Below are 18,237 nucleotides of genomic sequence, written 5' to 3' on the forward strand. Positions count from 1 at the left end.
GCGTTGGGGAAACACCCGGTCCCATTCCGAACCCGGTAGTTAAGCCCTTCTGCGCCGATGGTACTGCACTGGTTACGGTGTGGGAGAGTAGGTCGCCGCCGAACTTTACTTCCCTGAAGGGGCTTGTGATCGCGGGGCACAATTACAGTGCTTCGCTCACAGGCCCCTTTCAGCGTGTCCACAGTAGGAGGATTTGGTGTCCAGGTTCGGGGATCGTCCCGGCGACCGTCAGCGTGGCCAGGGAGACCGACCGCGCCATTCCGACGGTGGCCGTCCATCAGGCGATCGGAAGTTCAGCAACAACTCGCAGCGTGGTGAAGGCTCCGGCGACCGCAACAGCAGCGGCGACCGTCGAGACAACCGCGCCGGCTCAGGTGACCGCGGGGGCTACCGCGGTCAGGGTTCCAGCGACCGCGGCGGTTACCGCAAGAACGACTCGGGTGATCGCGGCGGTTACCGCGGCGACCGCAGTGGTTCCGGTGAGCGCGGCGGATATCGCGGGCAGGGTTCCAGCGACCGCGGCGGGTTCCGCCGCGACGACTCCGGCGACCGGGGTGGCTACCGCGGCCAGGGTTCCGGCGAGCGCGGTGGCTACCGCAAGAACGACTCGGGTGACCGCGGCGGCTACCGGGGCCAGGGCTCCGGCGACCGTCCCGGCTACCGCAAGGACGACGCCGGCGACCGCGGTGGCTACCGCGGCGAGCGTTCCGGTGACCGCGGCGGCTTCCGTCGTGACGACTCCGGTGATCGCGGTGGTTACCGCAAGAGCGAGTCCGGCGATCATGGCGGATTCCGGTCCGGCGGCGACCGCGGCGGCTTCCGCAAGAGCGACTCGGGCGATCGTGGTGGATACCGGGGTCAGGGTTCTTCCGACCGCGGTGGGTTCCGTCGTGACGACTCCGGCGACCGTGGCGGGTACCGCAAGAGCGACTCCGGTGACCGGGGTGGTTACCGCGGGGACCGGTCGAACGACCGCGGCGGCTTCCGGCGCGACGACTCGGGTCAGCGTGGTGGGTACCGCGGGGACCGTTCCGACGACCGCGGCGGCTACCGCAAGGACGACTCGGGCGATCGCGGTGGGTACCGGGGCCAGGGCTCTGGTGACCGTGGCGGCTACCGCAAGGAAGGCGACCGCGGTGGCTTCCGCGGCGAGCGTTCCGGCGATCGCGGCGGCTTCCGGCGTGACGACTCCGGCGACCGTGGCGGGTACCGCAAGAGCGACTCCGGCGACCGGGGTGGCTACCGCGGGGACCGGTCGAACGACCGCGGCGGCTCCCGCCGCGACGACTCAGGCGACCGTGGTGGCTCCCGGGGTCAGGGTTCTGGTGACCGTGGCGGGTACCGCAAGGAAGGCGACCGCGGCGGTTTCCGCGGCGAGCGTTCCGGCGACCGTTCCAACGACCGGGGTGGCTACCGCAAGGACGACTCCGGCGATCGCGGCGGGTACCGCAAGAGCGACTCCGGTGACCGGGGTGGCTACCGCAACGACGAGCGTTCCTCCGCGCCGCGCACCGACGACCGTCGCGACGAGCGCAGCCGTGAGCGTGCGGCGCGCTTCCAGGAGCGTCTGGCCGAGCAGGAGACCACTGGTCAGGACGGCACCGCCGTCGAGGCCGCCGGCCAGGACGAGGCCGCTGCCGCCGAGGTGACGCCGGCCGCCGAGCGTGCCGGCTACCGCCTGGGTGATGGCGCTGCCGCCACGCGTGCCGCGGCCGGTCGTGAGACCGCCGCCGACAGCGAGGCCGACCAGGCCCCGGCGGAGACCAAGCAGGCCGACGAGGCCGAGTCGGCCGAGAAGCCGGTCGAGACGACCGAGCAGGCCGACGACGCCGCCGAGTCGCGGGACGAGGCTCCCGCGCCGCGCGGTGGCCGTCCCGAGCTGCCCGAGGAAGCCGACCTGTCGCTGCTCGACCCCGAGATCAAGCTCGAGCTGCGCAGCCTGCCCAAGGGGCTCGCGGAGATCATCGGCAAGCACCTGGCCGCGGCCGGGCTGCTGATCGACGAGGACCCGCAGCTGGCGCTCGACCACGCCCGGTACGCGCGGAGCAAGGCGGCGCGCGTCGGTGTCGTGCGCGAGGCGGCCGGGTTGACCGCCTACTTCGCGGACGAGTGGGCCGAGGCGCTCAGCGAGCTGCGGGCCGCCCGCCGGATGATGCCCGGACCGGGCCACCTGGCGATCATGGCGGACTGCGAGCGGGCACTGGGCCGGCCGGAGCGGGCCATCGACCTCGCGAAGGACCCGGCGGTCAAGGACCTGAGCCAGGAGGACGAGATCGAGCTGCGGATCGTCGCGGCCGGTGCTCGCCGGGACATGGGCCAGCTCGACGCCGCGGTCGTGGCGTTGCAAGGGCCGGACCTCGACCCGGGGCAGCGTTCTCCGTACTCGGCGCGGCTCTTCTACGCTTACGCCGACAACCTGGCTGCGGCCGGCCGGATCGAGGAAGCCGTCAAGTGGTTCCTCAACGCCGCCGAGGCTGACGACGAAGGGGAGACGGACGCCGCCGAGCGCGCGTTCGAGCTGACCCAGGAGGAGACCCCGGAGCAGTGAGCGAGACGTTGGTCGACAGGTACGACGCGCTGCTGATCGATCTCGACGGCACCGTCTACCGCGGCAAAGAGGCCGTGCCCGGAGCCGCCGACGCGATCGCGGCGGCCAGAGGCAAGGGCGTCGGGATCCGTTACGTCACCAACAACGCTTCTCGCTCACCGCAGATGGTCGCTGATCACCTCGTCGAGCTCGGGTTCGAGACGAACGTCGACGAGGTGAGCACCTCCTCGCAGGCGGGCGCGGCCATGCTGGCCGACCGCCTGCCCAAGCGGTCCACCGTGCTCGTGCTGGGCACCAAGGCCCTCGAGGCCGAGGTGCTCAAGCGCGGGCTCGTCCCGACCGACACCGCCGAGGGCGCGGTGGCCGTCCTGCAGGGCCTGTCCATGGACCTCGGCTGGCGCGAACTGGCCGAGGCCGCGGTCGCCATCCGCGGCGGCGCGCTGTGGGTGGCGTGCAACGTCGACGCCACCCTGCCCACCGAACGCGGCCTGCTGCCCGGCAACGGCAGCCTCGTCGCGGCGCTCAAGGCCGCGACCGACGCCGAACCGCTGGTGGCCGGCAAGCCCGCGACCCCGCTGCTGCAGCAGGCGGCGAAGGACCTCGGCGCGCACCGCCCGCTGGTCATCGGAGACCGCCTCGACACGGACATCCTGGGAGCCGTCAACGCCGGGATGGACTCCCTGCTCGTCCTCACGGGTGTGTCGACCGAGCAGGAGGCGCAAGCGCTTCCGGAAGAGCTCAGGCCCACGTATGTCGGCGCGGACCTGTCGGTCTTGCATCGGCTACCGTAAGACCGTGAGCTACCCCCTGCCCGGACCGCCGCCCAACCCGGCCGACGCCATCGAAGGCGCGCTGGAGCGGCTCGACGGGCTCGAGAACGTTCCGCTCGACGAGCACGTGGCGCGGTTCGACGCCGTGCACGCGACGCTCACCGACGCGCTGTCGAGCATCGACAAGGTGTGATGCACAGTGCCTCGCAGGGTGCGGCTCGACGCCGAACTCGTGCGCAGGGGGCTCGCCCGGTCCCGTGAGCACGCCAGCCAACTCGTCGCGGACGGTCGCGTGAAGGTGCGCGGCACCGTCGCGACCAAGCCCGCGACCGCCGTCGAGACCTCCGACGCGGTCGTCGTCAAGGACATCGACAACGACCCCAACTGGGCGTCGCGCGGCGCGCACAAGCTCATCGGCGCGCTCGACGGCTTCGCGATCGACCCGACCGGGAAGCGCTGTCTCGACGCGGGAGCATCCACTGGCGGTTTCACCGACGTGCTGCTGCGCAAGGGCGCACGGCAGGTCGTCGCGGCCGACGTCGGCCGCGGACTCCTGGACTGGAAGCTGCAGACCGACGACCGGGTCGTGGTGAAGGACAAGACCAACGTCCGCACCCTCACCCCCGAGGACATCGGCGGCGAAGTTGAACTCGTGGTGGCCGATCTTTCGTTTATCTCGTTGAGGCTTGTGCTTCCCGCACTGGCCGCGTGCCTGAACGAGGAAGGCGACCTGCTCCCGATGGTCAAGCCGCAGTTCGAGGTCGGCAAGGAACGCCTCGGCTCCGGTGGCGTCGTGCGCGACCCCGAGTTGCGCGTCGCCGCCGTGCTCGACGTGACCAGGGCCGCAGCCGACCTGGGGCTGGCCGTGCACGGGGTCGTCGCGAGCCCGCTGCCGGGCCCGTCCGGCAACGTCGAGTACTTCCTCTGGCTCCGCAAGGGCGACCCGGTCGACCCCGCGGAGATGGTGCGCACCGCCGTCGAAGAAGGGCCCCAATGAGGGAAGTCCTGCTGGTCGTCCACACCGGGCACCAGAGCAACATCGATCTCGCCCGTCAGGTGGCCGGCCGTCTCGCTGTCGGCGGCGTCACGACGAGGGTGCTCGACGACGAGGCGCGTGACCTCGGCCCGTCGTGCTGCACCAAGGTCGTGCCCGCCGACGACCACGCCGCCGAGGGCACCGAACTGGTGCTCGTCCTCGGTGGCGACGGCACGTTCCTGCGCGGCGCCGAGCTCGCCCGCCCGGCGCGGGTGCCGGTGCTGGGCGTCAACCTCGGCCGGGTCGGGTTCCTCGCGGAGGCCGACTCGGACGCGGTGCACGAGGCCGTCGGCCACGTGCTGGAACGCGACTACTTCGTGGAAGAGCGCATGACGCTCGACCTCATCGCGAAGGTGGGCGGCGAGGTCGTCGTGCAGACCTGGGCGCTCAACGAGGTCAGCGTCGAGAAGCTGATCCGCGAACGCATCCTCGAGGTCGTCGTCGAGGTCGACGGGCGTCCTGTGTCGGCGTTCGGCTGCGACGGCGTGCTGTGCGCGACGCCCACGGGGTCGACGGCGTACGCGTTCTCCGCGGGCGGACCGGTCGTGTGGCCGGACGTGCAGGCGATCCTGGTGGTGCCGAGCAACGCGCACGCGCTGTTCGCCCGGCCGCTGGTCGTCTCGCCGAAGTCGCACGTGGCGTTCGAGATCGAGGCGACCGGGCACCCGGCGGCGCTGTCCGCGGACGGGCGGCGCACGTTCGAGCTGCCCGCGGGCGCGCGGATCGAGATCGTGGAGGGCGAGGTGCCGCTCAAGGTCGTGCGGCTGCGCCAGGCACCGTTCACGGACCGGCTGGTCGAGAAGTTCGACCTGCCGGTGAAGGGCTGGCGGGGACCATCGGCAGGCTGACCGCGCCGCTCGGTGCGTCGGCACTGGCTCGTTATGGTGCCCGCGAGGAAATGTCGGAGTCGACAAGTAAGGTTCGCCCTGTGCTGGCCGAGATGCGCATCAATGGCCTTGGCGTGATCGACGAGGCCACCCTTGAACTAGATCCCGGATTCACCGTGGTCACCGGTGAGACGGGCGCGGGCAAGACCATGGTCGTGACCGGGTTGCACCTGCTGGGCGGTGGCCGGGCAGAGGCGTCGCGGGTGCGCACCGGAGCCGACAAGGCGGTGGTCGAAGGCCGCTTCCAGGCCCCGGCGGGCAGCCCTGCCGCGAAGGTCGCGGACGAGGTCGGCGGCGAGCCGGACGAGGACGGGTCGCTGATCGCGATCCGCACCGTCGGCGCCGACGGCCGCTCCCGCGCGCACGTCGGCGGCCGCTCCGTGCCGGTCGGCGTCCTGTCCGAACTGGCCGAGCAGCTCATCGCCGTCCACGGGCAGAACGACCAGCTGCGGCTCATGCGCCCCACCGAGCAGCGCGGCGTGCTGGACCGGTTCGCGGGCGACGACGTGGGCGAGCCGTTGCGCGCCTACCAGGCCGTCCGCGAGGAGTGGCTGAAGGTCTCGGCCGAGCTCAAGGAGCGCACCGAGCGTTCCCGCGAGCTGGCCCGCGAGGCCGACCTGCTGCGCCACGGCCTGACCGAGATCGAGGCCGTCGACCCGAAGCTCGGCGAGGACGGCGAACTGCACGACGAGGCCCGCCGGCTCGCGGACGCCGACCAGCTCCGCGAGGCCGCCCAGGGCGCGCAGTTCGCGGTGTCCGGTTCGCTGGAGGGCGATCCGGACAACCCCGGTGCGCTCGGCCTGATCTCCGAGGCCGCCCGCAGGCTGTCGGCGTCGGAGGACCCGAAGCTGCGCGAGATGGAACCGAGGCTGGTCGAGGCGGCGACGCTGCTGGCCGACGTCGGTGCCGAGATCTCGGGCTACCTGGACCAGCTGGAGGCCGACCCCGGCCGCCTGGAGACCGTGCTGCAGCGCCAGGCCGAGCTGAAGGCGCTGACCCGCAAGTACGCGGCCGACGTCGACGGCGTGATCGCCTGGGCCGACGACGCACGGGCGAGGCTCGGCGGGCTGGACACCTCCGAGGAGGCCCTGTCCGGACTGGCCACGCGCCGCGACGAGCTCGCCGCCGAACTGGCCACCCTCGCCGCGCAGGTGACGGCGGCGAGGACCGAGGCCGCGCTGGAGCTGGGCAAGGCCGTCACCGAGGAGCTCGACGGCCTCGCCATGCCGCACGCCTCGGTCGAGCTGGCCGTCCGCCCCCGGCACGCCGAGTCCGGTGATGCGCAGGCGCTGGCCGTCGGCCGGTCGATCCTGCACGCGGGCTCGTCCGGTGTCGACGACGTCGAGCTGAGGCTGATCTCGCACCCCGGCGCGCCCGCGCTGCCGGTGCACAAGGGCGCGTCCGGCGGTGAGCTCTCCCGCGTGATGCTGGCGCTGGAGGTCGTGCTGTCGCACTCGGACCCGGTGCCCACCCTGGTGTTCGACGAGGTCGACGCCGGTGTCGGTGGCCGGGCCGCGGTCGAGGTGGGCCGCAGGCTCGCCCGGCTCGCGCGGTCGCACCAGGTGATCGTGGTGACGCACCTGCCGCAGGTGGCCGCGTTCGCCGACCGGCACCTGGTGGTCGACAAGTCCGCCGACGGGACGTTCACGCGGTCCGCGGTGCGCAAGCTGGACGAGACGCAGCGGGTCGTGGAGCTGGCGCGCATGCTGGCCGGCATGGACTCGACCGACACCGGCCGGGCGCACGCCGAGGAGCTGCTGGCGGCGGCGAAGGCCGACAAGTCGGCGGCGCCGGTGGTGCGGCGGCGGAAGAAGAAGAGCTGACGGGACCGGTCGCGCCTGCCGTTCGGGGAGGCGCGACCGGTGGGTGCTGGGTGGCTGGACCGGTGGCGCTGGCGGAGCTGGGTGGCTGGCCGGTGGCGCTGGGTTGGGCCGGCGGGCCGGGCGGCTGGACCGTGGTCGCCGGGCTGGCGTTGGCGGCTGGGTGGCGGGGCCGCTGGCTCGAGAGCGTGACCGGTGGCGCCTGGTGGCTGGACCGGTGGTGCAGGTGAGCGCCGGCGCCGCGTCGTCGGTGCCGGACCGGTCGCGTCCCTCACCGCTGTTCGGCGCGCGGTTCGGCATGATGGGAGCGTGACCGGATCCCTGACCACGCGCCGAGTCGTCGCGGCGGTGCTGGTGCTCGTGTCCGCCGGGCTGGCGGTGGCGGCCACCTTCCTCTCCGCGTATTCCGTGCAGATCGAGGTCCGGAACTTCACACTGCGCTACGAGGCCACCTCGTGGGTGGTCGGGCGCAACGACTTCCGCGAGTTGCGGTTGATGCTCGCGCCCCTCGAGTTCGGGGCGCCCGCGGTGGCGGCCGCGCTGGTCATGGCGTTGTCGGCGGTGCTCGCGTTCCGGGTGCCTGCGTTGCGGGTCGCGTCGTTGCTCGGGGCCGGGTTGCTCGCCGGGGTGGCGTGGTCCGCCGTCAGCCGGGTGCGCGGGCTGGTCGACCAGCTCGGCGACCTGGGGTTGCCGGTGGCCGTCGAGGTCGAGCAGGGAGAAGGGGTCACCCTGCTGATCGTGGCCGCCGGTGTCGCCGTCGTGTCGGCCGTGCTGCACCAGGAACTGCCGCGACCGGACCGGGCGGAGGTCGCGGCGGACGGCGTGGTGATCCGCCAGATCGACGACGAGCCGGATGACACGGACACCCCGCCGTACGGGTATCCGGTGGTTGTGGAGCCGAAGAGTGATTGATCGCCGCAAGATCGCGTGGGTGCTGCTCGCGCTGGGGGCGCTGCTGGCCGTGGTCGCGTCGCTCCAGGACACCTTCAGCACGGTGTACAAGGGGTTCGGGACCGACCTGACCTCCACCTCGAACCTGTGGACCACCACCTCGGACCCGCAGAACGGGCCGGTCGACCAGCCCGCGTTGTTCGCCGCCGGGTGGCCCGTGGTGGTGACGGCGATCGGGATGGCCGTCGCCGTGGTCCTGCTGGCGCGCCGGGAGACCGCGTTCGCCGGACGGCCGCTGGCCGTGGGCGCCGCCGGTGCGCTGACCGGGGTCGTGCTGCTCTACGCGGTCCAGCTGAACGGGCTGGCGAAGCTCGTCACCGAGACGCAGAACGGAACACCCACCAGCGACGAGCTGCGCTACGGCGAGGGGTACTACCTCCTGCTGGTCGCCGCCCTCGTCGGGCTCGTCGGGGCGGTGCTCGCGCAACGGCGCGACCGGGAGCCCGTGGCGGACGACGAGGACGAGCCGGAGGACGGGGTGGTCGTGCACCAGCTCGACGGCGACGACGACACCCCGCCGTTCGGCCTCGCCCTGCCCCAGCACGATGCACTGTCCCAGCACGACCAGAACGATTTGAACGACGAGCAGCGGGAGGTCCGGTGATCGGCAGACCCACGGCGATCGCGTTGATCGCGGCGGGAGTGGTGCTGACCGCCACGGCGATGGTGCTGCCGTGGTACTCGACCGCCTACGCCGGTGGCGTCGAGGTCGTGGTGCGGGCGTGGGGGACCGAGATCCTCAACAAGCCCGGCGACTGGCCCGCCGGGGAGCTGTCGCCCTGGTACGGGGTGCCGGTCGTGGTGACCGCGCTGCTGCTCGTCGCCGGGGTCTGGGTCAGCCGGGCGGCGCTCGCGGGTGCGGCGGGCCAGCTCGGCGCGGTCGGCGTGATCGGGGCGCTCGTCGTGTCCGAACGCGGCCACGCGGTCGAACAGCAGGGCGACTTCGCGGTCGGCTTCGGACTCGTGTTCCTCGCCGTGGGCACGCTCGTCGCGCTCGCCGGAGCCGTTGCGGTGCAACGAGAGGCGGCGGCATGAGGAAGATCGCCGGGACCGTCCTGTTGGGACTCGCCGCCGCGGCCGCGGTCGCCGCCACGTTCCTGCCGTTCTCGGAACTGCTGATCCGGCTCGCGCCCGGCCAGCCGCAGACCGCGTACGTCACCACGGGGTGGAGCACGCGGTTCGGTGCCACCGAGGACGAGCACGGTCCGTTGTTCGCCATCCCGATCGTGTTGGCGGCCGTCGCCGTGCTGGCGGGCATCCGGTGGCGGAAAGTCGCTTATGCCGGAGCGGCGGCGCTCGCGGGCGTCACCGGAATGTTGTTCGTGTATTTGCTGAACGCGATCAGCTTTCACCAGGAGGGCAACGTCGCGATCGATCCAGGGCTGGAAGCCGGGTTCGGCAACGGAATCTGGGTGCTCGTCGTCGCGGTCGTTCTCGCGTTTGGGGCCGTAGTGGTTCACCCCGACGACTGAGCACCGAAGAATGCCCGGCGTGCCTCACCTGTCGCGTGCGCACCGTGGGTCACTATCGGCGCATGAAGCTTTCCGGGCTGCTGAGCCGCACCAACCACGAACTTCCCGGTGTCACGGGCGTCGCGCGGGTTGATCGGCGCGCGAGCGACCTGGTGCGGCGCGTCAGCGCCGGTGACGTCGCGGTCATGGACCTCGTCGACCTCGACCGGCGCACCGCGGAGGCGCTCGTCGCGGCCGAGGTCGTCGGCGTCGTGAACGCGTCGCCGTCCATTTCCGGCCGCTTTCCCAACCTCGGCCCGGAACTGCTCATCGAGGCGGGCATTCCGCTGATCGACGACGTCGGCGCGGTCGCGCTGCGCGAGATCAAGGAAGGCACGAAGATCCGGCTGCACGAAGGTGTCGTGTACGCCGGGGAACGCGAACTCGCCACGGGCGTCGAGCAGAACGCCGAATCCATCGCCGACGCCATGATCGAGGCGAAGGCCGGCATGTCGGCTCAGCTGGAGGCCTTTTCCGCCAACACCATCGAGTTCCTGCGCCGCGAACGCGCGCTCGTGCTCGACGGCGTCGGCGTGCCCGAGGTGTACGTGCCGATGCGCGACCGGCAGGTGCTCGTCGTCGCCGGCGGCCCGTCGCACGCCGAGGAGCTGCGCAAGCTCCGCAAGTACATCCGCGAGTACCGGCCGGTGCTGATCGGTGTCGACACCGGCGCGGACACGCTGATCGACGCCGGGCTCAAGCCGGACATCATCGTCGGCGACCCCGACGGCATCGGCACCGCGTCACTGCGCGCGGCCGCCGAGGTCGTCGTGCCCGCGCAGACCGACGGCCACGCGCCCGGTCTTCAGCGGATCCAGGACCTCGGCATCGGCGCGGTCACCTTCCCCGCGTCGGGCAACGCGGAGGACCTCGCGTTGCTGCTCGCCGAAGCACACGGGGCGTCCCTGGTCGTCACGGTGGGGCTGCGCGCGACGCTGCGCGAGTTCCTCGACCGCGGGCACTCCGGCTCCAACCCCTCCACGTTCCTCACCAGGCTCAAGCTCGGCAGCAAGCTCGTCGACGGGGAGGCCGTCGCGACCCTGCACCGCAGCCGGGTCTCGCTGGGCGTGATCGTCCTGCTGGTGACCGCCGCGATCGTCGCCATGGCGGCGGCCCTCGCGGTGTCCGGCGTCGGTCACGTCTACGTCGACATCGTGGTCGACGGCTGGCAATCCGTCGTCAACTGGTTCAAGGGGTTCTTCTCGTGATCACGCTGCGCTACCACATAGTTTCGATCACCGCGGTGTTCCTCGCCCTGGCGGTCGGTGTCGTGCTGGGGTCGACCGCGATCAGCGGACGGCTGCTGTCGGGCCTGAGCGACGAGAAGAACTCGTTGGCACAGCAGGTGAACGACCTCCAGAACGACCGGAACGCGTTGAACGCCAAGCTGTCCGAAGCGGACAAGTTCGCCGCGTCCGTCGGCCCGCTCGCCGTCAAGGACCGGCTCACCGACCGCACGGTCGTCATCGTGACCACGGCGGACGCCCGTCCGTCCGACCGGGACGCGCTCACCGGGCTGCTGAAGGCCGCGAGCGCCACCGTCACCGGCGAGATCCAGCTGACGGACGCGTTCGCCGACCCGTCGCGCGGGGACCAGCTGCGCGACCTCGTGGCCCGGTTGCAGCCCGCCGGCTCGCAGCTGCCCACGGCCGTCGACCCCGGCACGCGCGCCGGCGGCCTGTTCGGATCGCTGCTGCTGCTCAACCCCTCGAACAACGAGCCGCAGGCCACGGCCGACGAGACGGCGTCGGCGCTGTCCGGGCTCACCAACGCGGGGTTCGTGAAGGCGACCTCGGGCGTGAAGCCCGCGCAGCTCGCGATCGTGCTGACCGGCGGTGCCGCGATCGGGGACTCGGCCGCCGACCGGGCCTCGACGATCGCGCGCTTCGCCACCCAGCTCGACCGGGGCGGCGCGGGGGTCGTGCTGGCCGGGGCGAACGGGTCCGCGAACGGCACGGGCGCGATCGGCGTGGTCCGCGCGGACACCGCCGCCACCTCGATCCTGTCCACGGTCGACAACTCCGACACCCCGGCGGGCCAGGTCGTCGTGGTGATGGCGTTGCGCGAGCAGCTGGAGGGCCGCTCCGGCCGCTACGGCGTCGCGGGCAACGCGGAGGCGTCCTCGCCGGGCACCGCGGGCTAGAACTCCCAGGCGCCGGGAAAGGTCTTCTGCAGCCGTCCCAACGCCTCCGGCGTGCGGGCGCGGGCCCAGAGCCACCGGCCCGCGTCCTCGCGGACGATCAGGTCGTCCGCGACGAACCAGCGGGTGCCGGGACTGCCCAGCGGCAGCAGTGCGAAGTGGTCCTCCAGCAGGGAGATGTCCGCCCCGGACATCTCCCTGTCGGCTGTTCCGGCCCCGTCGCGGAACAACGCCTCGGACAGCACCAGCTCCACGCAGGCCGCGGAGAAGTGCGGGAGCCACGGTTCCCAGCCGCGCTCCGTCTCCTGCACGACGGCCGGGTCGGGGGCGCCGAGGACCGCTCCCCACGAGGTGAGGGCGTGGACCTCCCGGCGGAAGACGACGACCTCGCCGTCGAGGCGCAGCTCGCTCGGGGTGAGCAGCCAGTCCTGGTTGCTCGTGAGGTCGGGGCGCTTGCCGAACAACGCGTAGGCGTCGCGCACGGCGTCCGGCAGCCGCACGCCGAGCCGGTCCTCCGCGGCGTCCAGGTCGGCGTGGTTCCAGCCGTCACGCGCCTCGATCGGCTCGGCCCACGCGGCCGCGAATCCCTCGATGAAACGCCACGCCGCTGAGCGGTCGCGCACGGCTCGTGCGGCGCTCCCTGCCACGTCGAAGGTCACGTGACAACTTTTCCTGATGCCGCGCTGTGCCGTGGGAGGTTCGGGAAAACCCCTCGCTGCGCCGATCGGGTGATGTGATCTGCCGGGTCGTGGTGCGCTGAGTGACCGGCGGCGTGTTAGCGTTATGGCCCGTGGATAGGGGGATTTCGGCCCCCACGATTTTCACGGGAGCCCCGTTGGTGCAGCAGGCACGTACGACCAAGCACGTCTTCGTCACGGGAGGCGTCGCGTCCTCCCTGGGCAAGGGGCTCACCGCCTCCAGCCTCGGGCAGTTGCTCACCTCGCGCGGCCTGCGGGTCACGATGCAGAAGCTCGACCCGTACCTCAACGTGGACCCCGGCACGATGAACCCGTTCCAGCACGGCGAGGTCTTCGTGACCGACGACGGCGCGGAGACGGACCTCGACATCGGCCACTACGAGCGGTTCCTCGCGCGGGACCTGAGCGGCGACGCGAACGTCACCACCGGCCAGGTGTACTCCGAGGTGATCGCCAAGGAGCGGCGCGGCGAGTACCTGGGCGACACGGTCCAGGTGATCCCGCACATCACCGACGAGATCAAGCGCCGCATCCGGGCGATGGCCGAGCCGGACGCCGACGGCGTCACGCCCGACGTGGTCATCACCGAGGTCGGCGGCACCGTCGGCGACATCGAGTCGCTGCCGTTCCTCGAGGCGTGCCGCCAGGTCCGCCACGACGTCGGCCGCGACAACGTCTTCTTCCTGCACGTCAGCCTGGTGCCGTACCTGGCGCCGTCCGGCGAGCTGAAGACCAAGCCCACCCAGCACTCCGTCGCGGCGCTGCGCAACATCGGCATCCAGCCCGACGCGATCGTGTGCCGCGCGGACCGGGAGATCCCGGACTCGCTCAAGCGCAAGATCGGCCTGATGTGCGACGTCGACACCGACGCCGTCGTCGCGGCCGTGGACGCGCCGTCGATCTACGACATCCCGAAGGTGCTGCACGCCGAGGGCCTCGACGCCTACGTCGTGCGCCGCCTCGACCTGCCGTTCCGCGACGTCGACTGGACGGTGTGGGGCGACCTGCTGGAGCGGGTGCACAACCCGTCCGAGACGGTCAAGATCGCGCTCGTCGGCAAGTACGTCGACCTGCCCGACGCCTACCTCTCGGTCACCGAGGCGCTGCGTGCCGGCGGGTTCGCCCACCACGCCAAGGTCGAGATCAAGTGGGTGCCGTCGGACGACTGCCAGACGCCCGAGGGCGCCGCACGGGCGTTGTCCGGCATGGACGCCGTGCTGATCCCCGGCGGCTTCGGCGTGCGCGGCATCGAGGGCAAGATCGGCGCGCTGAAGTACACCCGCACGCGCGGGGTGCCGACGCTGGGCCTGTGCCTCGGCCTGCAGTGCATGGTGATCGAGGCCGCGCGCAACCTCGCGGGTATCGAGGACGCGAACTCCAGCGAGTTCGAGGAGGGCGGCACGCCGGTCATCTCCACGATGGCCGACCAGCAGGACGTCGTCTCCGGCCAGCGCGACATGGGCGGCACGATGCGCCTCGGCGCGTACGTCGCGAAGCTCACGCCGGGGTCGGTCGTCGCGTCCGCGTACGGCGCCACCGAGGTGTCCGAGCGGCACCGCCACCGCTACGAGGTCAACAACGCCTACCGGGGCAAGCTCAGCGAGGCCGGCCTGGTGTTCTCCGGGGTGTCCCCGGACGGCCGCCTGGTCGAGTTCGTCGAGCTGCCCGCCGACGTGCACCCGTTCTACGCGGCCACGCAGGCGCACCCGGAGCTCAAGTCGCGCCCGACGAAGCCGCACCCGCTGTTCGCGGCGTTCGTGAAGGCCGCGATCGACTACCGCGTCGCCGACCGGCTGCCGCTGAAGGCCGGGGCGTCCAAGTGAGCAGGCACGACTTCCGCACGGTCTCGAGCGAGGACCTGCACGTCGGCAAGGTCGTCGCGCTGCGCGTCGACGAGGTCGGCATGCCCGGCGGCGGCACGGCCAAGCGCGAGGTCGTCGAGCACATGGGCGCCGTCGCGGTCGTGGCCGTGGACGACGCCGGCCAGGTCGTGCTGATCCACCAGTACCGGCACCCGCTCGGCCGCCACCTGTGGGAGCTGCCGGCCGGGCTGCTCGACCACGACGGCGAGGAGCCGGTCGTCGGCGCGCGCCGGGAGCTGGCCGAGGAGGTCGGGCTCGACGCCGAGCGCTGGGACACGCTGGTCGACACGGCCGCTTCCCCCGGCTTCACCGACGAGGTCGTGCGCGTGTACCTGGCGCGCGGCCTGTCCGAGGTCGACCGCGAGGTGCAGGGCGAGGAGGAGGCGGACCTGGAGATCCACCGCTTCGGAATCGACGAGGCCGTGCGGATGGTGCTGGCGGGCGAGATCGTGAACTCCTCGGCCGTGGCCGGGCTGCTCGCCGCGCGGGAGGTGCTGGAGGGACGCGTCGAACCGCGGCCGGCCGACGCACCGTTCCGCGACAAGCCGACCCGGTTCGCCGCGCGCAGGAAGTAAGTTGGGCTGATGCAGACGTTGAAGGGTGCCTTCGCACGGTTGAAGGCACCCTTCGGCGTTCTCGCGCTCGGCGGCGCGGGCGCGGTTCTGCTGCTGTTCGTCGACCCGAACCAGCCCGGCAACCTGCTGCCGAAGTGCCCGATCAACTGGCTGACCGGGCTGAACTGCCCCGGCTGCGGTGCCACGCGCATGGTGCACGCGTTGCTGCACGGCGACATCGTGAGCGCGTTCCACTACAACGCCGTGTTGCTCGCGTTGGGCGTGCCTCTGGCCGTGTGGCTCTTCACGCGGTGGACGCGGGACCGGTGGACTGGCGAACGGCGATCCGTGCCGAAGTCGGTCGGTGTCGCCGTTCTCGTCGTGGCCGCCGTGTGGGGCGTGGGGCGGAATCTCGCCGGGATCTAGTCCCGGAGCTTGCGGCCCTGCGCGTCCTCGCCGCCGTTGACCAGGATGATGATCCCGTCGATCAGCGACCAGATGCCGCACCCACCGCACGTCAGCAGCTGCGCGACGGCGATGCCGGTGTGGCCCGTGTAGAACCGGCCGATGCCCAGGTTGCCCAGGAACAGCTGCAGCACGCCGGCCGCGACCTTCGACTTGTCCGACAGCGGCACGCCGGTCATCGGGTCGAAGCCGTAGGGCGCTCCGGGGGTGCCGTAGCCGGGCGGGAGCATGCCGGGCGGGGGCGGCGGGACCGCGTACTGCGGCTGCGGGCCCGTCGGCGGCTGGTAGTACTGCTGGGTGGGCTGGGGCGGCACCGCGAACGGCTGCGACGGCGGCGCGAGGAACGGCGGGTGCGGCTGCGGCAGGTCGCGGAACAGCTCCGCGAGCTCGGCGTAGCTCTGCGCCCCGGACGCGCGGTTCACGCGTTCCTGGTACTCGCCGATGTCGAGCCGCGCCATCGCGAAGTGGTCGTTGAGAGCGGTGATCGCCTCTTCGCGCTGCTGGTTGCCGATGCGCTGGTGCTCGGGCCCGAATGCTTCTGACACGGCTCGCACGGTATCCGATGCAGCAGATCGATATCGGGAATACGCTGCGACGATGCTGGTCGGTGTCCCAAAGGAGATCAAGAACCACGAGTACCGCGTGGCGATCACCCCCGCCGGGGTGGTCGAGCTGGTGCGCCGGGGGCACTCCGTTCTCGTCGAGCAGGACGCCGGAGCGGGCTCGTCGTTCCCCGACGGGGAGTACGTGGCGGCGGGCGCGCGGATCGCCGCCACCGCCGACGAGGTGTGGGGCGCGGCGGACCTGGTCCTGAAGGTCAAGGAGCCGATCGAGCCCGAGTACCACCGGATGCGCCGGGACCAGGTGCTGTTCACCTACCTGCACCTCGCGGCCTCGCCGTCGTGCACCGCGGCGATCGCGTCGTCCGGGATCACGGCCATCGCCTACGAGACCGTGCAGCTGCCGGACGGCTCGCTGCCGTTGCTGGCGCCGATGAGCGAGATCGCCGGGCGGATGGCCGCCCAGGTCGGCGCGCACTGCCTGGAACGGGCGCAGGGCGGGCGCGGGGTGCTGCTCGGCGGGGCGCCCGGGGTGGCGGCGGGCAAGGTCGCGGTGATCGGCGCGGGCGTGGCCGGGATGAACGCGGCGACGATGGCCGTGGGCATGCAGGCCGAGGTCGTCGTGCTCGACACCAACGTGAACCGGTTGCGGCAGATCGACTTCACCTACCGCGGGCACCTGCAGACGATCGCGTCGAATGTCTACGAGGTCGAGAAGGCCTGTCAGTGGGCGGACCTCGTCGTCGGCGCGGTGCTGGTGCCGGGGGCCAAGGCGCCGAAGCTCGTCAGCAACGAGCTCGTCTCGCGGATGCGGCCCGGCAGCGTGCTCGTGGACATCGCGGTCGACCAGGGCGGGTGTTTCGAGGACACGCGACCCACCACGCACGACGCGCCGACGTACCGCGTGCACGACTCCGTGTTCTACTGCGTCGCGAACATGCCCGGTGCCGTGCCGAACACGTCGACGTACGCGCTCACGAACGTGACGCTGCCGTACGTCATCGCGTTGGCGGACAAGGGTTTCGAGCGTGCCGTGGCGGAAGACCCGGCGTTGGCCAAGGGCGTCAACGCGCGTGCGGGGGAGATCGTGTTGGAAGGGCTCGTGTGATTGCTGAGTTGGTGGCGACCTACCTCGACCACCTCGCCGTGGAACGCGGCACCGCCCGCAACACGCTCGACTCGTACACCCGCGACCTGCGCCGCTACACCGAACACCTGGAATCCCTTGGTGTCACGGAACTCGGGGCCGTGACGGAGCTGCAGGTGAGCGAGTTCCTGGCCGTGTTGCGCGAGAGCGGGCTTGCCGCGTCGTCCGCCGCACGGACGTTGGTCGCCGTGCGCGGGTTACACCGCTTCGCACACCGTGAAGGCGTTGTGCCCCATGACGTCGCACGGGCCGTGCATCCACCGTCGCCGCCGAAGCGGCTGCCGAAAGCATTGCCGGTGAATGAGGTTCTCACCCTCCTGGAAACTGTGGGAAACCTCAGGGACAAAGCCCTGCTGGAGCTGCTGTACTCGACAGGAGCCCGGATCTCCGAGGTGGTGGGGCTCGACATCGACGACGTCGACGCGGCCGAGCGCACCGTGCTGCTCGACGGGAAGGGAGGCAAGCAGAGGCTCGTTCCGGTGGGGCGTCCGGCGTTGGCGGCGGTGGACGCGTACCTGGTTCGCGCGCGCCCCGCGTTGGCGGCGAAGGGGCGTGGCACACCGGCGTTGTTCTTGAACGCGCGCGGCGGCAGGCTCTCCCGGCAGAGCGCGTGGACGGTGCTGAAGACGGCCGCGGAGGAGGCCGGGATCAGTGCCGCGGTGTCCCCTCACACGTTGCGGCATTCGTTCGCCACCCATCTGCTCGAAGGGGGTGCGGACGTTCGGGTGGTGCAGGAACTCCTTGGGCACGCATCCGTTACGACCACTCAGGTGTACACACTGGTAACCGTTACGACTTTGAGGGAGGTCTACGCAACTGCACACCCTCGGGCCACTGGAACATGAGGCTTCCACGGGTACGGTGGGCAGGTGCCGAACTTGGACGAGCCGTCCCCACAGGCCATCGATCTAGCCGCCGTGCTGCACGCGCTGAGTGACCCGACAAGGCTCGCGGTCGTGCGCCAGATCCAGATCAGCGGCGAGAGGCTGTGCGGGGCCTTCGAGGTTGACGTAGCGAAGTCGACTCTCTCCCAGCACCTGCGCGTGCTGCGCGAAGCGGGCATCACCCGAACACGCTGCCGCGGCAACCAGCGCTGGGTGTCGCTGCGCCGCGATGACCTGGATCTTCTCTTCCCGGGCCTGCTCGACGTGGTCCTGTCCGCCGCGGACAGGCGCACACGTTCGGATGTCCCGGCCTAACTCAGTCTTGACAAACACCGGCGAGGCGCGTTGCCGCTCGCACGGGTGCGGCCTAGGCTGCGCCCCGAGAGACGACTACGACGAGTGAG

At 71.5% G+C, this 18,237-nt stretch carries 21 protein-coding genes and 1 rRNA gene; 20 read left to right on the top strand and 2 right to left on the bottom strand.

Translation table 11 applies throughout. The annotated features are described in order from the left end of the window. The 14 genes from rrf to ABZX02_RS26250 form a co-directional block, all read left to right on the top strand. Positions 1 to 104: ribosomal RNA gene (gene rrf, locus ABZX02_RS26185) — 5S ribosomal RNA — on the top strand; the annotation flags it as partial. A gap of 92 nt (positions 105 to 196) precedes the next feature. Continuing rightward, the gene (locus ABZX02_RS26190) at positions 197 to 2,548 is read left to right on the top strand and encodes a hypothetical protein (protein ID WP_355301605.1); all 2,352 of its coding nucleotides are present in this window, start codon (positions 197 to 199) and stop codon (positions 2,546 to 2,548) included. Further along, on the top strand, positions 2,545 to 3,339 hold the full coding sequence (locus ABZX02_RS26195) for an HAD-IIA family hydrolase (protein WP_355301607.1): 795 nt from the start codon (positions 2,545 to 2,547) through the stop codon (positions 3,337 to 3,339). Before ABZX02_RS26190 ends, ABZX02_RS26195 begins: the two co-directional genes overlap by 4 nt. After that, the gene (locus ABZX02_RS26200) at positions 3,299 to 3,511 is read left to right on the top strand and encodes a hypothetical protein (RefSeq protein WP_089914144.1); all 213 of its coding nucleotides are present in this window, start codon (positions 3,299 to 3,301) and stop codon (positions 3,509 to 3,511) included. The genes ABZX02_RS26195 and ABZX02_RS26200 overlap by 41 nt, the downstream gene beginning before the upstream one ends. Before the next feature lie 6 nt (positions 3,512 to 3,517). Continuing rightward, a complete protein-coding gene (locus ABZX02_RS26205; RefSeq protein ID WP_355301610.1) occupies positions 3,518 to 4,315 on the top strand; it encodes a TlyA family RNA methyltransferase in 798 nt (265 codons plus the stop codon). Next, positions 4,312 to 5,202 carry an NAD kinase gene (locus ABZX02_RS26210; RefSeq protein WP_355301612.1) on the top strand — a complete coding sequence of 297 codons (891 nt, stop codon included), beginning with the start codon at positions 4,312 to 4,314 and terminating at the stop codon, positions 5,200 to 5,202. Before ABZX02_RS26205 ends, ABZX02_RS26210 begins: the two co-directional genes overlap by 4 nt. 80 nt (positions 5,203 to 5,282) lie before the next feature. After that, positions 5,283 to 7,064 (top strand): DNA repair protein RecN, encoded by a 1,782-nt coding sequence (gene recN / locus ABZX02_RS26215; protein WP_355301614.1) that lies wholly within the window; start codon positions 5,283 to 5,285, stop codon positions 7,062 to 7,064. Between the two features lie 50 nt (positions 7,065 to 7,114). Next, positions 7,115 to 7,291 carry a hypothetical protein gene (locus tag ABZX02_RS26220; protein WP_355301616.1) on the top strand — a complete coding sequence of 59 codons (177 nt, stop codon included), beginning with the start codon at positions 7,115 to 7,117 and terminating at the stop codon, positions 7,289 to 7,291. Between the two features lie 79 nt (positions 7,292 to 7,370). Further along, complete coding sequence (locus tag ABZX02_RS26225) at positions 7,371 to 7,973, top strand: hypothetical protein (RefSeq protein ID WP_355301618.1); 603 nt, start codon at positions 7,371 to 7,373, stop codon at positions 7,971 to 7,973. After that, the gene (locus tag ABZX02_RS26230; protein WP_355301619.1) at positions 7,966 to 8,616 is read left to right on the top strand and encodes a hypothetical protein; all 651 of its coding nucleotides are present in this window, start codon (positions 7,966 to 7,968) and stop codon (positions 8,614 to 8,616) included. The genes ABZX02_RS26225 and ABZX02_RS26230 overlap by 8 nt, the downstream gene beginning before the upstream one ends. Continuing rightward, a complete protein-coding gene (locus ABZX02_RS26235; protein WP_355301621.1) occupies positions 8,613 to 9,047 on the top strand; it encodes a hypothetical protein in 435 nt (144 codons plus the stop codon). Before ABZX02_RS26230 ends, ABZX02_RS26235 begins: the two co-directional genes overlap by 4 nt. Beyond that, positions 9,044 to 9,484, top strand: coding sequence for a hypothetical protein (locus ABZX02_RS26240; RefSeq protein WP_355301623.1), 441 nt, complete (start codon positions 9,044 to 9,046; stop codon positions 9,482 to 9,484). Before ABZX02_RS26235 ends, ABZX02_RS26240 begins: the two co-directional genes overlap by 4 nt. A 62-nt stretch (positions 9,485 to 9,546) precedes the next feature. Beyond that, the gene (steA, locus tag ABZX02_RS26245; RefSeq protein WP_355301625.1) at positions 9,547 to 10,731 is read left to right on the top strand and encodes a putative cytokinetic ring protein SteA; all 1,185 of its coding nucleotides are present in this window, start codon (positions 9,547 to 9,549) and stop codon (positions 10,729 to 10,731) included. Continuing rightward, positions 10,728 to 11,666, top strand: coding sequence for a copper transporter (locus ABZX02_RS26250; RefSeq protein WP_355301627.1), 939 nt, complete (start codon positions 10,728 to 10,730; stop codon positions 11,664 to 11,666). Before steA ends, ABZX02_RS26250 begins: the two co-directional genes overlap by 4 nt. Here the strand turns inward: ABZX02_RS26250 and ABZX02_RS26255 are convergent. After that, the gene (locus ABZX02_RS26255; protein ID WP_355301629.1) at positions 11,663 to 12,322 is read right to left on the bottom strand and encodes a hypothetical protein; all 660 of its coding nucleotides are present in this window, start codon (positions 12,320 to 12,322) and stop codon (positions 11,663 to 11,665) included. The genes ABZX02_RS26250 and ABZX02_RS26255 overlap by 4 nt on opposite strands. A gap of 176 nt (positions 12,323 to 12,498) precedes the next feature. Between ABZX02_RS26255 and ABZX02_RS26260 the strand changes: the two genes are divergently transcribed. The 3 genes from ABZX02_RS26260 to ABZX02_RS26270 are packed head-to-tail and all read left to right on the top strand — an operon-like array spanning position 12,499 to position 15,203. Beyond that, entirely contained in the window at positions 12,499 to 14,184 is a 1,686-nt protein-coding gene (locus ABZX02_RS26260) for a CTP synthase (RefSeq protein WP_355301631.1), read from the top strand. After that, positions 14,181 to 14,798: an NUDIX hydrolase gene (locus ABZX02_RS26265; protein WP_355301633.1), complete on the top strand. Its 618-nt coding sequence runs from the start codon at positions 14,181 to 14,183 to the stop codon at positions 14,796 to 14,798. Before ABZX02_RS26260 ends, ABZX02_RS26265 begins: the two co-directional genes overlap by 4 nt. 9 nt (positions 14,799 to 14,807) lie before the next feature. Further along, complete coding sequence (locus tag ABZX02_RS26270; protein ID WP_355301635.1) at positions 14,808 to 15,203, top strand: DUF2752 domain-containing protein; 396 nt, start codon at positions 14,808 to 14,810, stop codon at positions 15,201 to 15,203. Here ABZX02_RS26270 and ABZX02_RS26275 read toward each other — a convergent pair. After that, on the bottom strand, positions 15,200 to 15,787 hold the full coding sequence (locus tag ABZX02_RS26275) for an NINE protein (protein ID WP_355301637.1): 588 nt from the start codon (positions 15,785 to 15,787) through the stop codon (positions 15,200 to 15,202). The genes ABZX02_RS26270 and ABZX02_RS26275 overlap by 4 nt on opposite strands. 52 nt (positions 15,788 to 15,839) lie before the next feature. Between ABZX02_RS26275 and ald the strand changes: the two genes are divergently transcribed. From ald to ABZX02_RS26290, 3 genes are read left to right on the top strand one after another with little or no spacing between them, the layout of a single operon-like run. Continuing rightward, positions 15,840 to 16,910, top strand: coding sequence for an alanine dehydrogenase (gene ald / locus ABZX02_RS26280; protein ID WP_355301639.1), 1,071 nt, complete (start codon positions 15,840 to 15,842; stop codon positions 16,908 to 16,910). An 8-nt stretch (positions 16,911 to 16,918) separates the two neighbouring features. Then, positions 16,919 to 17,794 (top strand): site-specific tyrosine recombinase XerD, encoded by an 876-nt coding sequence (xerD, locus tag ABZX02_RS26285; protein ID WP_355301641.1) that lies wholly within the window; start codon positions 16,919 to 16,921, stop codon positions 17,792 to 17,794. Positions 17,795 to 17,818: 24 nt separating this feature from the next. After that, positions 17,819 to 18,148, top strand: coding sequence for a helix-turn-helix domain-containing protein (locus ABZX02_RS26290; RefSeq protein WP_355301643.1), 330 nt, complete (start codon positions 17,819 to 17,821; stop codon positions 18,146 to 18,148). Positions 18,149 to 18,237 lie beyond the last annotated feature (89 nt).

It is taken from the genome of Lentzea sp. NPDC003310, from assembly GCF_040610935.1.
Taxonomy (GTDB): Bacteria; Actinomycetota; Actinomycetes; order Mycobacteriales; family Pseudonocardiaceae; genus Lentzea.